Consider the following 12,797-nt stretch of genomic DNA (forward strand, 5'->3'; position numbering starts at 1 on the left):
TCTCCCGGGGTGAACTGCCTGCTCACTGCGCCCGCCGCCGTGCTCGTCGCGTTGTCGAGCGCCGCGCTGTCAGCTGCCCCGTCCGCCGGGGCCGACCCGGCCGCCGGGTCTGCCCGCTACGCCATCGGCATGTGTTATGACACGCAGAACCCGTTGCCGCAGCGCCCGGCGGTGTTCGACTACAACTGCGACGGCACCGGGGTGTTGCACAACATGGTCTGGTCGACCTGGGATGCGCACGGCGCCAATGGATTCGGTACCGACATCTCGGTCGAGTGTCAGCCCAACTGCGCGCAGGGCCCGCGCCTGACGAATCCCGTTGTGGTGCATGCCTGGAATCCGCTGCCGTCGAGCAGCGCCGCGTGCCCGCCGGATGCCCGCTTCTATGCGGACATGACGATCGCCTACCCCGAAGGTGCCCCGCCCTGGATCCGTCCCGGCACCCAGTGGTACCCCGGCACGGACTTCGTGCTCGTCGACGGCGCGCCCGCGGTGCACTTCTCGAACCGCACCTCGAACTGTGAGGAGGACCTGCGGTGATCTCCACCAGGTTTCGGCATCATCCCCACCGGCTATCTCCAGCACTGTGAACGCGATCCCGGAGGAGCAGGTCGTCCTGCTCGATGATGCAGGCAACACCATCGGGAGCGCCGTCAAGGCCGCCGTACACCACACCGATACCCCGTTGCACCTGGGATTCTCCTGCTACCTGTTCGACGAGTCCGGCCGCGTCCTGCTCACCCGCCGCGCGCTGCACAAGCAGACCTGGCCAGGAGTGTGGACCAACTCCTTCTGTGGCCATCCCGCTCCCGGTGAGGCGATCGTCGACGCCGTGCACCGGCGCGGGTACCAGGAACTCGGCGTTGCGATCCGTGATGTGCACTGCGTGCTCCCCGAATTTCGCTACCGCGCCCGCGCCGCCGATGGCACCGTGGAGAACGAAATATGTCCGGTCTTCTGCGCGCTCGTCGACGGTGCGCTGACACCGGAGCCGCGTGAGGTGATGGACATGGTCTGGGTCGACTGGAGCGAGGTGCGCTCCGCCGCTGCCCTGGACTGGGCGATCAGCCCTTGGGCGCAGGATCAGGTGCCACTGCTGGAGGCGGCGGATCTGCCGGGCTGGGCGCGGCCGGCGGCCTGAGCAAATCCGCTGTGCCATCGGCGTCCTGGCGGTTAACCACCTGCAGGCGCTCCGCGTACTCCAGGTCGTCACGCCACAGTCGATGGGCCGCCTTGCGCATGAACGGCACGATCAACGACTGCGCCGGCAGCGCCCGCGCAAAGCCGGGACGGTCGGAGTGTGCGACAACCGCTTCGATCACCGTGCTGCGCGGCCGGCCGTCCGGCCCGCGGCCGTTGGGGGTGGCATGCGTTTCGACCACGCTCCCACTGCCCTCACCGTCGATGATGCGCATGGTCAGTGTGCGTGGCTCGGGGCTGGTGAACTCGGCGATCACCGGCACCCCGAGCCGGCCGATCCGGAACGTCACCGCGACCAGGAACCGGTCCTCGTCCTCGGCCAGATCCGGGTCCTCGGCCGGCGCGCTCAACACCTCCAGCCGGGCGAACGAATAGGGATGGAACCAGGCGCCGTGCCACGGGTCCATGCGGTTGGCGATGATATCGGCCGGTTCGCACGCGCCGGACATGCTGGCGACCGCCGAGATTCGCGGACCATCGGGGCGGGCCGACAGAATCGGGGACTCGGTGGGTTGCTCGCCACCGATCCGATCCAGCCGAACCCACACCAGCACACCGTCGTCGAACACCGGCAGCGTGGGCCAGTCCGGCCGCCCCCGGCCGGTCAGCCGCAGTCCGTGCCACGGACAGACCAGATGCCCGCGGTCGATCGCCGCGGTGCACAGATCGGCGCCCAGGTGCGGACACCGCGCCGGTCCGGCGTGTAGTCCGCCGTCGCCATCGCGCCAGCACACCAGTTCGGCCCCGGCCACCGTCACGCCGAACGGCTTGCCCGCGACATCGGTGCTGGCCCCGACCACATACCAGTTTCCGCTGGGCCTGCGCTGGGACCTGGCCAGCGCGGCGGCGATGAGCGACGGCGCGGCCTGACCGAAGGTCGGTCGTTGTCGGCTCCATTCGAGGCGCGGAAGCAGTTGAAACGGCCAGGCTTTCATGTCCGCACGCGCCCCTCCACCCGGTCGGCGAGGCCGCGCAGCACCGCAGAGCGCCCGCGTACCGGCACCGTGTACAGATCGTGGCCCCGCACGCCGAAGCGCCCCAGGAGGGTGTTGGCCGCGGCGAGACCCGTGGTTGCCGCGCGCTCCATCAGCGCCACCGGCAGATCGATCCGGATACCGTCACCGGCCAGTACGAGTCCGTCCAGCGATGTCGCCACGGTGGGCCGGTTCGCGAAATCTCCCGGGCCCAGGCGCGGACAATCGCTGCGGCACAACGTGCTTTCGTGGACCACGCCGGCCGCCGCGGTCTCCGGGTACAGCTCGAAGAGCCGGGCGTCCAGTTGACTGCGCAGCTCCGGTGTGTCCTCGGCAACGGAGTAGGCGTGCAGTTCCACCACCGAGCCCCCGGTGCGCTGCGCCCAGGACGCCGCTTCACTCTCGTAGCGGTTCAGCACGCTGATGTTGTCCAGCGGCGGCAACCCACCGGTGCCCAGAAAGGCCGGTCTGTCGTCGTTTACCGGGCGGTCCAGCCAGAGCCGGCGCACCACGAAGGGAGCCGCCGACCCGAGATCGCCTATCTGGCCCCGCCATTCGCCGTCACCGAGACCCGGAGAGGCGGCGACGATGTGTTGCAGTGCCGGCACCTCGGTGGCCAGCACCACGCCGTCTGCGCTGACGGTGGCACCGGAGTCGTCGGTCACCGTGAACGAGCCGTCGCCGTCATCGGTGACGCTGCGGACCGCGGTCTCCAGGTAGATCCGGGCGTCGTGGCCGCGCAGATACCGCTCCAGCGGTTGCCACAGCGCGACATCGAAGTTCGCCGCGGCGACGTCGAACACCAGGCCTTCGCTGGAGCCGAGAAAGTAGATGTGGAACATCGTCGCCAACTCGGCGGCCGACAGCGCCTCGGGCCGGGTGAAGAAGCTGCGGGAGAACACCTCGAACGCCAGATGCCGGGCGGCCACGGGAAAGTTGATATCCCGCAGGAACGACTCGGCGTCGATATCGTCGAGTTGCCAGTAGGTCTCGGGCACCGACACCGCCGCAAGCGGGGCCGCCGCCTTGGCATCCAGGCGCACCAGGTCGCGCAGGCGGAAGGTCGGGCTGCGCAACGCGAATGCCATGGCGTTGAAGGGTGGCGTGCGGGGCAGCCCCCGGAAGGTGTCGCGGCGGCCGTTCGCATCGACGAGTGGATAGTCGTCGAGCGGGCTGAACATGGACAACTCGGAATCGATGCGCCGCAGCAGGTTGCGCAGGTTGTAGTACTGGCGGAAGAAGGCGTGAAAGCCGCGGTTCATCGCCACCGACGAGCCATCGGGCAGGGTCTCGGTCCAGCCGCCCACCCGCCCGCCCAGATAGGACTGCCGCTCGAAAAGATGCACCTGGACACCGCGCTCGGCCAGCGCGGCCGCCGCGCTCAGCCCGGCGATACCGCCGCCGATGACCGCCACCGTGGGACGGTCGGGTAGCTGTGCGGCGTTCGGCAGGCCCGGCGCCGCGGGGTGCAGGACCCGGCGGGTATCGCTCACGACGCCGCCCTGCCGAGGAAGGTGTGCACGATCCCGTTCTGCCACCCCGGCATGGTCTCGCTGCGGACATCGACGAAGCCGTTGTGTTGCAGGCGCTCCCGGAAACGGGCCGCGCCGTCGAAGTCGTTGACACTGCGGCGCAGGTATCGGTAGAGCTCCGCGTCGCCGGTCCGGATCTTTCCGGCCGGGATGATGACGGCGCACGACACCAGATTCCACATCGCGGCGGCGCGGCGGGAGTCGCGCACCGAATATTCGTGCGCGGCGAAGACGCCACCGGGTTTCAGCAGGGCCAGCAGCGCGCGGAGCACCGGGTCGGGGTCGGGCAGGTTGCGGACCAGATAGGCGGACAAGATCCCGTCGAACGGCCCGCTCACCCCGGCCTGCGCCAGATCTTCGGCGCGGCTCTGCACGAACGACACCGTGGCGGGCCACGTCTTCGAGCGGGCACAGGCGAGCATTCCCGCCGAACCGTCGACACCCACGATGCGTGCGTGCGGCGCCGCATGCAGCAGCGCGGCGGTGGAAGCTCCTGTACCGCAGCCGATATCGAGCAGCGTCAACCCTCGTCCGCCGTCCGGTAGGCACATGCGCTCGGCGGACAGCCGCAGGTGCCGGTGGTAGCCCGGGTTGGCGCCGACCAGCCCGTCGTAGGCGCCGGCACCGGCGTCGAAGGCCTCGGGAACGTTGTATTGCGTCGTGCTCATGCGGCATCGGCCTTGCCGGCCGGCGGTTCCCCCTTGTGGCGGGCGCGGGCGCGCCACGCATCGATCAGTCCGCGGCCCGCCACCTGCAGGCGGCGGCGGTTCGACACTGTCGCGCGATGGCTGAAGACCTCGAAGTTCATCTCCTCGATGCGGTCGAGGATCTCCGAATACAACGTCAGGGCCGCCCGGATACACGGCCGGGATTGCGGCTCCAGCAACGGGATACCGCGTTCGGCGTGGTCATAGATGCCCCGGGTCAGGGCGTGCTGCTCGACCAGGGCGGCCCGCAGCCGCGGATCGGTGCGGCGGTTCTGCTGGCACCAGGTGAGCACCTCGCGGTCCACGCCGTGGTGGGCCAGTTCATCGGCGGGCAGGTAGACCCGTCCACGGGTCAGGTCCTCGTCGATGTCACGCAGGAAGTTGGTGAGCTGGAACGCCTTTCCCAGGGCCGCGGCGTGCGGAGCCGCCTCCGCGCGGGAGACCACGGTGCCCAGCACGGGCAACAACTGCAGGCCGATCACCTCGGCGGACCCGTACATGTACCTGTCCAGCGCTGCCCGGTCGGGATAGTCGGTGACGGTGAGATCCATCCGCATGGAGGCCAGGAAGTCATCGAACAGTTGCCACTCCAGGCCGTAGTTGCGGGCGGTGTCGACCACCGCATCCAGCACCGGATCGTCACCTTCCACGCGGTTCATCACCAACCGGCTGTGCAACGCGTCGGCCAGCCCCTGCAACTCGTCGGCGCGCTCGGTGGTCGTGCGATCGTCGAAACCGTCCAGCACATCGTCGGCCCGCCGGGCGAAACCGTAGAGCGCGTGCACGGCCGGACGCTGTCGCGGCGACAACAACCGGGTCGCCAGGAAGAACGTCTTGCCATGGGCGGCATTGAGCGCCCGGCAACGTTGGTAGGCCGCCCGCAGCTGCGCCCCCTGTACCCCCGCCGCATCCAGTTCGGAGTGGATCATGTGCTGGCCCCCATCATCGAGTCACAGTCCGTGCGCGGGTCGGTGTTACGACGCCGGTGATTCTGTCGGCCGCCAGGCGACCCGACACGATGGCGGTCGGGATGCCGACGCCGGGCACGGTGGACGAACCGGCCAGCACCGCATTGTCGATACCGCGAATCGTGTTGGCCGGCCGGAACGGTCCGGTCTGACCGAAAGTGTGGGACAACGCGAACGGGGTGCCCGCGATCATTCCCTGGCGAGCCCAGTCCGAGGGTGTCACGACGTGCAGGATCTCCGGATCCGCACCGAGGTGCGGGAGCCGTGCGGTGACGGTGTCCAGCATCTGGGCGGTGTAGTCGGCGCGGTCGCTATCCCAATCCTTGCCCCCGACATCGGTATTGGGGGCCGGTGCAAGGACATAGAGCAGGTCGCGCCCATCCGGGGCGAGGGTCGGGTCGCCGGCGGTCGGGCGGGTGACGAGCAGCGACGGGTCCACCATCGGGCGACCCTGGTCGATGATCTCGTCGAACGTCCGGTCCCATTCGTTGCCGAACAGGATGGTGTGATGCGATGCGGCATCCGCGGAAGCGGAAGCGCGGCAACCGATATGCGCGACCACCGCCGACGGCGCCGGCTGCAGCCGGGCCGGACGTCGGGGCGTGCGCCCGAGCAGCCGGTAGGTGTCGGGCAGCTCCGTGGTGAGGATGACCGCGTCGGCCGGGAACCGTTCACCGGTGTCGGTGCGCACCGCGGTGACCCGCGATCCGGACCGCTCGATATCGGAAACCTTGGCGTCGTAGCGGAACTCGACACCGGCGTCCGACGCGGCGGCGGCCAGCGCATCGGGCAGGGCGCGCATACCGCCCCGCGGGAAATAGACACCCGAGACGGTGTCCATGTAGGCGATGACGGCGTAGGCGGCCAGTGCCCGCTTGGGCGGCACCCCGACATAGAGGGCCTGGAAGGTGAACACCCGCAGCAGTCGCTCGTCGGTGATGAACCGTCGTACCATCGGCTCCCACCGCCGGAAACCGCCGATCGCCGCCAGTTTCGCCAGCTGCGGGGTGAGCAGGGACAGTGGCGAGTCGAAGTTCGACCCGATGAACCCTTCGAACTCGAGCTGATACAGCCGGGTCAGCCACTCCCGCAGCCGCAAGTATCCGTCGGCCTCGGCGCGTCCCGCGAACCGCTCGATCTCGGCGGCCATCGCGTTGATATCGCTGTACACGTCCAGGCTGCTGCCATCGGCGAAAGAGGCGCGGTAGGCGGGGTCGACGGGCATCAGGTCGAGTCGGTCCGCGGTGGATTCTCCGACCGCGGCGAAGGTTTCATCGAGGATGTCGGGCATCGTCAGGACCGTCGGTCCGGTGTCGATGCGGTACCCGGACACATCGGCGCGGCCGACCCGCCCACCAGGGTGCGAGCCACGCTCGACGACGGTGACCCGCCGTCCCCGGCCGGCAAGGTGCAGCGCCGCCGACAGCCCGGACAGGCCGGCACCCACCACGACCACGTTCTCGGTTCGCCCGGGCACGGTGCGCATCAGGCCGCCCGCTCGGTGCAGGCCGAGGCCATGGTGATGAGTGCCGACCGTGCGCCGGCATCGAGTTCGTCGGAGCTGAGGCTATCCAGCGCCTCGACCGCCGCGGTGTGTCTTTGGCCGATCATGTCCTCTATCCACTTCACCGTTCCCACCTCCGAGATCAGGGCCTGCCACCGAGTCACGTCATCGGAGCTGAGATGGTCGGCCGTCATGAATTCCTTGAACTGGCGCTGTTGTGCGCCGGATGCCAATTCGTATCCCGCGACCACCACGGTCGTGGCCTTGCGCGCGATCAGATCGGTACCGGTGGGCTTGCCGGTCGTCGCGGGTGCGCCGAAGACACCCAGCAGGTCATCGCGGAGCTGGAAGGCCTCACCGATCGCGCCGCCGTAGTGGCCCAGCACGCCGAGCACCGTGTCATCACATCCGGCGAGGGCGGCGCCGATCTCCAGCGGCCGGCGCACCGTGTAGTTGCCGGACTTGCGGCGCGCGACGTCCAGGACCTCGGCGAGGCTGGGAAACCCCGCACTGTCATTCACCAGATCGGCGAACTGCCCGACCGCGAGCTCGGTGCGCATCGCGTCGTACCGCGGCCAGGCGCGTGCCAGCGCGGTCGTACCCACGCCGCTTTCGCGAAGCATCTGCTCCGCCCACACCAGACACAGATCGCCGAGTAGGACGGCGGCGGACTCGCCGAATCGGGCCGATGACCCGGGCAGGCCGCGTTCCTGGTGCCATCGCTCGAATGCGCGGTGAGCGCTCGGGCGGCCGCGCCGCATATCGGACTCGTCCATCACATCGTCTTGGACCAGTGCGAAGGCGTGCAGTAGTTCCAGGCTCGCCGCCGCCCGCACCGTCGCCTCGGAAGGTCGGGCACCGCATTGCCAGCCGAGATAGAGGTAGCTGGAGCGCACGCACTTGCCCTCGGCCAGCATGGCGCGCAGGACGCCTTCGGCGATATCGACGTGGGCGCCGTGCAGGGAGTCGCTGCAGCGCGTGTCCAGGAAGTCGGCCACGGCAGCCAGCACCCGGTCGCGCAACGGCGTCAGCCACGGAGAGTCCGTCGAGCCGGCGACGACGGGTGGCTGGGTCGCGGCCTCGGTTCGTGCTGCCATCGATCTTGAATGTACCCACTTTTTCCGGTTCTAAGCGGCGAGTGACAGCTTTGCCCGGACGGCTCCCACCCCCCGATGCTGACGGGCCCGCAGTGGGTCTCCGGCACAACGATATTCAGTGGGTAGCGTGGTGCGGGTGCTGCTCGGTTTGAGCGGGGAGCAATCAGGGCACCAGGGGTGTTCCGAGCGAAGGAAGTGGATTGGCGCGATACCTGCTTGCCGTCAGCCCGATTCGGGGTCACGTATTGCCGATGATCGATATCGGGACGGGGCTGCGGGAACTCGGGCACGATGTCACCCTGCTGACGGGCGCGGGGTTCGCCGACCTGGCACGCAGGGCCGGGCTGCCCGTCCTCGCCCTGCCCGAGGAGATCCAGATCGATCCGCCGTCGGCCGCCCCCGCGGTGTTGCGCCGTGTGCCGGTTCAACTGCGGCGGTTCTGGTTGGGGCGCGCCGAACTGGACACCGTGTTTGCCAGACCGCTTGCCGCGGAGGCCCGTTCTCTGCGTGCCGCGCTGCAGGGCGGCACCTTTGACGCCGTGCTGGCGGACGTGACCTTCACCGGTGCGCTACCCCTGCTGCTGCAGGAGGGGCCACGGCCTCCGGTGCTGGTGTGCAACGTGGGACCGCTGACCCTCTCCAGCGCCGACATCCCGCCCTTCGGCATGGCGTGGCAACCCGAAGCAGGCGTGGACTACCGGCCGATGACGGCCGTCGCGCACCGCGTCATCATGCGCGGCAGTCAGCGCCGGGTCGACCGCGCACTGCGCAGCGCCGGTTCCCGTCCGGCCCCGGTCTTCATCAGCGACTGGCCCCGCCTGGCCGACGCGGTGGTGCAGCTGTCGGTCCAGGAGTTCGAGTACCCGCGTTCTGATCTGCCGGCGACGGTGGAGTTCGTGGGCCCGGTCCTGGCTGCGAAAAACAAGGGAGACAAAGAGCTACCGGAATGGTGGTCCGATGTGCAGCAAGCCCGGGCGGTCGTCCACGTCACCCAGGGAACCTTCGACAACACCGACCTCGACCAGCTGATCTCGCCGACGCTGGCGGCTCTGGGTGATCGCGAGGATCTCCTGGTGGTGGTCACCACCGCGCGCGCCGATGCGACTCTGACCTGCCTCATACCGTCGAACACGCGGGTGACGGACTGGCTGCCGTATCCGGCGCTGATGCCACACGTCGATGTCATGGTCACCAACGGCGGCTACGGCGGTGTGCAGTACGCGTTGAGTCACGGGGTGCCGCTGGTGGTCGCCGGCGAGACTTCCGACAAGGCGGAGGTGGCCGCCCGCGTCGATCACACCGGCGTCGGGGTGGATCTGGGCACCTCCATGCCCACGGCCGCCGCAATCGGTGATGCCGTCGACCGAGTTCTGCGCGATGATCGCTACCGGGCGGCGGGACGGCGGATACAACGGGCGATCGAAGCGACGACACCGATCGATGCCATTGCCAATGCGCTCAAGCGCTGTGCCGCGTGAAGATGTCGATCGGTCGCCCGACGGCCAGCGCCACCAGAGGAATCCGGCGGCTCGTCGACTGCTGATAGGTGATGTAGGGCGGATACAGGTGGGTCATATACGACCAGGCTTCGTGTCGCTCCTCATCCTCGAGCTCACGCCAGGCCGCCTCGAAAGCCTGCGTGGCGACCTGTACGTCCACCGTTGAACTCGCCCGAATGTTGTTGTACCACTGCGGGTGAGCGTCGGCGCCGCCTTTGGAGGCCACCACGACGAGTTCGCCACCGAAGTTTCCGTAGATGAGCGGCTTCACGTAGGTCTTGCCCGACGTGCGGCCTCGGTAGCGGATCAGGCAGTTGGTGGTGAAGGCGCGGCCACCCCCTTCGCTCAGGTCCAGGATGTGGCCCTTGGCCCCGCCGGATTCGAGGTACATCGCCAGATGCTCGTCGGCCCAGTCGGTCATCTGTCCACCGTAACGGGTGGCCGTCTGCGCGCTGCAGTGACATCGTTGAGGCATGAGTGCAGAGACGCCGGAAGAGGCCGAGGGCTACAGCATCGACGACGAGGACCAGCTTCCCCAGGAAGACACCCTCGTAGATCGCGGCGTCGACGACGTGCTCGACGAGGGCTATTCGCCGCCCGACCGCTGGCAGGAGCCGCGCGAGCACGAATCGCTGGACGAGCGGCTGGCCGACGAGCAACCGGACCCGGCACTGCTGGACGGCGACGCCATCCCCGACGAGCAGTCCGGCGATGACGAGGTCGGGGTCCGACGTTCGGGCCGGCTGGTGGCACCGGACGCCGGTTTCGGCGAGGACAGGGAGTCCGAGTTGCTGGGGAGCGAGGTCGGTATCGACGGTGGTGCGGCCTCGGCCGAAGAGGCCGCGGTCCACGTCATCGAGGAGTAGCTGACCTGCCCAGCAGCACCGAGACGGTGAGCACCGCCAGCCCGGCCACGGCCAGCACGGCGCCGGCCGCGGCCGGCGCGGTGTAGCCGAATCCTGCGGCGATCACCAGACCGCCGACCCACGCACCGGTCGCATTGCCGATGTTGAGCGCGGAATGGTTCAGCGCGGCGGCCAGCGTCTGCGCATCCTGGGCGACATCCATCAGCCGGGTCTGCAGGGCGGGGCCGACGGCCGAGCCGGCAGCGCCGATGCCGAACAGCACCAGCAGCGCGGTCCACGGATTGTGCGCCGCGGCCACGAACACCGCGAGCAGCACGCCGAGCAGGCCCAGCGACAGGTACAGCGCGCGGATCACCGAGATATCGGCCAGCCGTCCGCCGACCAGGTTGCCGACGACCATGCCGAGGCCGAAGACCATGAGCGCCAACGGAACCAGTGTCCGGGACAGCCCGGACACGTCGGTCATCGTGGTGCTGATGTAGGTGTAGACCGCGAACATGCCGCCGAAGCCGATCATGCCGACCAGCACAGCCAGCAGCACCTGCGGGCGGCGTAGCGCGCCGAGCTCGGTCAGCGGGCTGGTGACGTGCATGGTGCGCAACTGATCGGGCAGCCAGAACCAGAGCGCGACGACGGTGAGCACGCCGATGAACACGACGAGCGCGAAGGCACTGCGCCAGCCCAGGCCCTGGCCCAGCCAGGACGCGATCGGCACGCCGAGCACGGTGGCGATCGTCAGCCCGGACAGCACGTGCGCGACGGCCTTGGCCCGGTTCTGCGGCCCCATCAGATGTGCGGCGGCCAGCGCCGCGATCCCGAAGAACGCACCGTGGGGCAGGCCGGCGACGAACCGCGCGATCACCAGCGTCGTGTAGGTCGGGGCGAGCATGCTGGCCAGGTTGCCCAGGGTGAAGACCACCATCAGCCCGAGCAGCAGGGCGCGGCGCGGCACCCGGGCAGTCAGCGCGGCGATGGTCGGCGCACCGACCACCACCCCCAGGGCGTAGGCGGAGATGACATGGCCCGCCGTCGGTTCGCTGACACCGAAGCCGGCCGCGATATCGGGGAGCAGGCCCATCGCGACGAACTCGGTGGTGCCGATCCCGAAACCGCCCAGAGCCAGCGCGAACACGGCCAGCCATCGGACCGTGGGATCGGTGGCGATGACGGACTGCGGGCGGGTGGGGCGTTCGAGGCTGGGTGTCACCGGTTCAGCGTAGGACGACTTACGCCGCAGCGACAACTTAGTTTTGCTCTTTTCAGTCGAAAGTGGCGAAACTTACGCCTTCATGGTGGAATCGAAGGCGTGACCAGCGTCGGTGAGACATTTGCCCTGATCAGGGGTCAAGGTGAGATCACCCGTGCGGAGATCGCCGCGCGCACCGGACTGTCCCGCACCGCCGTCGGCGCAAGACTCGCGGTGCTCCTCGAGACCGGGCTGGTCGTCGAATGCCAACCGGCGGCCTCCACCGGCGGCCGTCCGGCCACCCAGCTGAGCTTCAACGCCGACGCCGGTGTGGTGCTCTCGGTGGCCGTCGGCATCAGCCGCACCAGGCTCGCGGTGTGCAACCTCGCGGGCACCGTTCTGGCGCTGACCGATATAGACCAGGAGGTCGCGCTCGGGCCCGACGACCTGATGCCCGACGTGGTCAAGGGCCTCGACGTGCTGCTGGAACAGTTCCCGGGTGACCCGGTGTACGGGGTCGGCCTGAGCCTGCCCGGCACGGTGGACGCCGAACGCGGCTGCAGCTGCGGGTCGGCCATCCTGCGGGGCTGGGACGGTGTGGCGCTGCGGCCGTATTTCGAGGCCCTGCCGTCGTTGGTGGGCGTCCCGGTGGTTCTGGACAATGACGCCAACGCCATCGCGCTCGCCGAACGCGGCGACGAGGACGATGTGCTGGTTCTGAAGGCCTCCAGCGGTATGGGCGCGGGCATCGTCGCAGGCGGCCTGCTGCTTCGCGGAGCCGGTCAGGCCGCAGGCGAGTTCGGGCACAACAAGATCGCTGCCGCACAGGATGTTCCCTGCCGCTGCGGTGACACGGGCTGTCTGGAGGCGATCGCCGGCGGCTGGGCGATCGTGCGCGCGCTGCAGCAGCAGGGGCGCCCGGTGCGGCATCTGCGCGATGTGGCCGAACTCGCCAATGACGGTGACCCGGAAGCGCGCCGGATGGTCCGCGACAGCGGCCGATATGTGGGGGAGGGCATCGCCCCGGCGGTCAACCTGCTCAACCCGGCGCTGATCGTGGTCGCCGGCGATATGGCCGGCGTGCACGAGATCTTCGTAGCGGGGCTACGGGAGACGTTGTACCGCAACGCGACTGCGCAGGCCACGGGTGCGCTGCGGGTGCGTCCGGCGACCTATGGTGACCGGTCGGCCACGGTCGGCACCGCCACCATGGTGCTCGATCAGGTGCTCAGCGTGGCGGCCATCGACGCGCAGGGCGCCTGAC

13 protein-coding genes are annotated in these 12,797 nt (G+C 69.1%); 5 read left to right on the forward strand and 8 right to left on the reverse strand.

Annotated elements, in window-relative coordinates:
• Positions 1–9 precede the first annotated feature (9 nt).
• A complete protein-coding gene (locus EXE63_RS20905) occupies positions 10–540 on the forward strand; it encodes a hypothetical protein (RefSeq protein ID WP_234904203.1) in 531 nt (176 codons plus the stop codon).
• 55 nt (positions 541–595) lie between these two features.
• The gene (idi, locus tag EXE63_RS20910; protein WP_168145685.1) at positions 596–1,141 is read left to right on the forward strand and encodes an isopentenyl-diphosphate Delta-isomerase; all 546 of its coding nucleotides are present in this window, start codon (positions 596–598) and stop codon (positions 1,139–1,141) included.
• Here idi and EXE63_RS20915 read toward each other — a convergent pair.
• The 6 genes from EXE63_RS20915 to EXE63_RS20940 are packed head-to-tail and all read right to left on the reverse strand — an operon-like array spanning position 1,065 to position 7,982.
• Entirely contained in the window at positions 1,065–2,135 is a 1,071-nt protein-coding gene (locus tag EXE63_RS20915) for a Rieske (2Fe-2S) protein (protein WP_168143518.1), read from the reverse strand. The two genes, idi and EXE63_RS20915, sit on opposite strands and share 77 nt — an antisense overlap.
• A complete protein-coding gene (locus tag EXE63_RS20920) occupies positions 2,132–3,667 on the reverse strand; it encodes an FAD-dependent oxidoreductase (RefSeq protein WP_168143519.1) in 1,536 nt (511 codons plus the stop codon). The genes EXE63_RS20915 and EXE63_RS20920 overlap by 4 nt, the downstream gene beginning before the upstream one ends.
• A complete protein-coding gene (locus tag EXE63_RS20925) occupies positions 3,664–4,374 on the reverse strand; it encodes a class I SAM-dependent methyltransferase (RefSeq protein ID WP_168143520.1) in 711 nt (236 codons plus the stop codon). Before EXE63_RS20925 ends, EXE63_RS20920 begins: the two co-directional genes overlap by 4 nt.
• Complete coding sequence (locus EXE63_RS20930) at positions 4,371–5,342, reverse strand: phytoene/squalene synthase family protein (protein WP_105361851.1); 972 nt, start codon at positions 5,340–5,342, stop codon at positions 4,371–4,373. Before EXE63_RS20930 ends, EXE63_RS20925 begins: the two co-directional genes overlap by 4 nt.
• Positions 5,343–5,355: 13 nt before the next feature.
• Entirely contained in the window at positions 5,356–6,867 is a 1,512-nt protein-coding gene (gene crtI / locus EXE63_RS20935; protein WP_168143521.1) for a phytoene desaturase family protein, read from the reverse strand.
• A complete protein-coding gene (locus EXE63_RS20940) occupies positions 6,867–7,982 on the reverse strand; it encodes a polyprenyl synthetase family protein (protein WP_168143522.1) in 1,116 nt (371 codons plus the stop codon). The genes crtI and EXE63_RS20940 overlap by 1 nt, the downstream gene beginning before the upstream one ends.
• Positions 7,983–8,233: 251 nt before the next feature.
• On the opposite strand from EXE63_RS20940, the gene EXE63_RS20945 reads away from it, so the two are divergent.
• Positions 8,234–9,460 (forward strand): nucleotide disphospho-sugar-binding domain-containing protein, encoded by a 1,227-nt coding sequence (locus EXE63_RS20945; RefSeq protein WP_234904204.1) that lies wholly within the window; start codon positions 8,234–8,236, stop codon positions 9,458–9,460.
• Here EXE63_RS20945 and EXE63_RS20950 read toward each other — a convergent pair.
• Complete coding sequence (locus tag EXE63_RS20950) at positions 9,441–9,902, reverse strand: nitroreductase/quinone reductase family protein (protein WP_168143523.1); 462 nt, start codon at positions 9,900–9,902, stop codon at positions 9,441–9,443. The two genes, EXE63_RS20945 and EXE63_RS20950, sit on opposite strands and share 20 nt — an antisense overlap.
• Before the next feature lie 52 nt (positions 9,903–9,954).
• Between EXE63_RS20950 and EXE63_RS20955 the strand changes: the two genes are divergently transcribed.
• Positions 9,955–10,347: a DUF5709 domain-containing protein gene (locus EXE63_RS20955; RefSeq protein ID WP_168143524.1), complete on the forward strand. Its 393-nt coding sequence runs from the start codon at positions 9,955–9,957 to the stop codon at positions 10,345–10,347.
• On the opposite strand, the gene EXE63_RS20960 is transcribed toward EXE63_RS20955, so the two are convergent.
• Positions 10,334–11,554 (reverse strand): MFS transporter, encoded by a 1,221-nt coding sequence (locus EXE63_RS20960; protein WP_168143525.1) that lies wholly within the window; start codon positions 11,552–11,554, stop codon positions 10,334–10,336. The two genes, EXE63_RS20955 and EXE63_RS20960, sit on opposite strands and share 14 nt — an antisense overlap.
• Positions 11,555–11,653: 99 nt before the next feature.
• Here EXE63_RS20960 and EXE63_RS20965 point away from each other — a divergent pair, with 99 nt between their 5' ends.
• Positions 11,654–12,796 (forward strand): ROK family transcriptional regulator, encoded by a 1,143-nt coding sequence (locus EXE63_RS20965; RefSeq protein ID WP_168143526.1) that lies wholly within the window; start codon positions 11,654–11,656, stop codon positions 12,794–12,796.
• Position 12,797 lies beyond the last annotated feature (1 nt).

Origin of the sequence: Mycolicibacterium frederiksbergense (assembly GCF_012223425.1) — a bacterium.
Classification (GTDB): Bacteria; Actinomycetota; Actinomycetes; order Mycobacteriales; family Mycobacteriaceae; genus Mycobacterium; species Mycobacterium frederiksbergense.

Coding starts and splice junctions, on each gene's coding strand:
- EXE63_RS20915 (WP_168143518.1), bottom strand. CDS start 2,135: ATGAAAGCCTGGCCGTTTCAACTGCTTCCGCGCCTCGAATGGAGCCGA.
- EXE63_RS20925 (WP_168143520.1), bottom strand. CDS start 4,374: ATGAGCACGACGCAATACAACGTTCCCGAGGCCTTCGACGCCGGTGCC.
- EXE63_RS20930 (WP_105361851.1), bottom strand. CDS start 5,342: ATGATCCACTCCGAACTGGATGCGGCGGGGGTACAGGGGGCGCAGCTG.
- crtI (WP_168143521.1), bottom strand. CDS start 6,867: ATGCGCACCGTGCCCGGGCGAACCGAGAACGTGGTCGTGGTGGGTGCC.
- EXE63_RS20940 (WP_168143522.1), bottom strand. CDS start 7,982: ATGGCAGCACGAACCGAGGCCGCGACCCAGCCACCCGTCGTCGCCGGC.
- EXE63_RS20945 (WP_234904204.1), top strand. CDS start 8,234: ATGATCGATATCGGGACGGGGCTGCGGGAACTCGGGCACGATGTCACC.
- EXE63_RS20950 (WP_168143523.1), bottom strand. CDS start 9,902: ATGACCGACTGGGCCGACGAGCATCTGGCGATGTACCTCGAATCCGGC.
- EXE63_RS20955 (WP_168143524.1), top strand. CDS start 9,955: ATGAGTGCAGAGACGCCGGAAGAGGCCGAGGGCTACAGCATCGACGAC.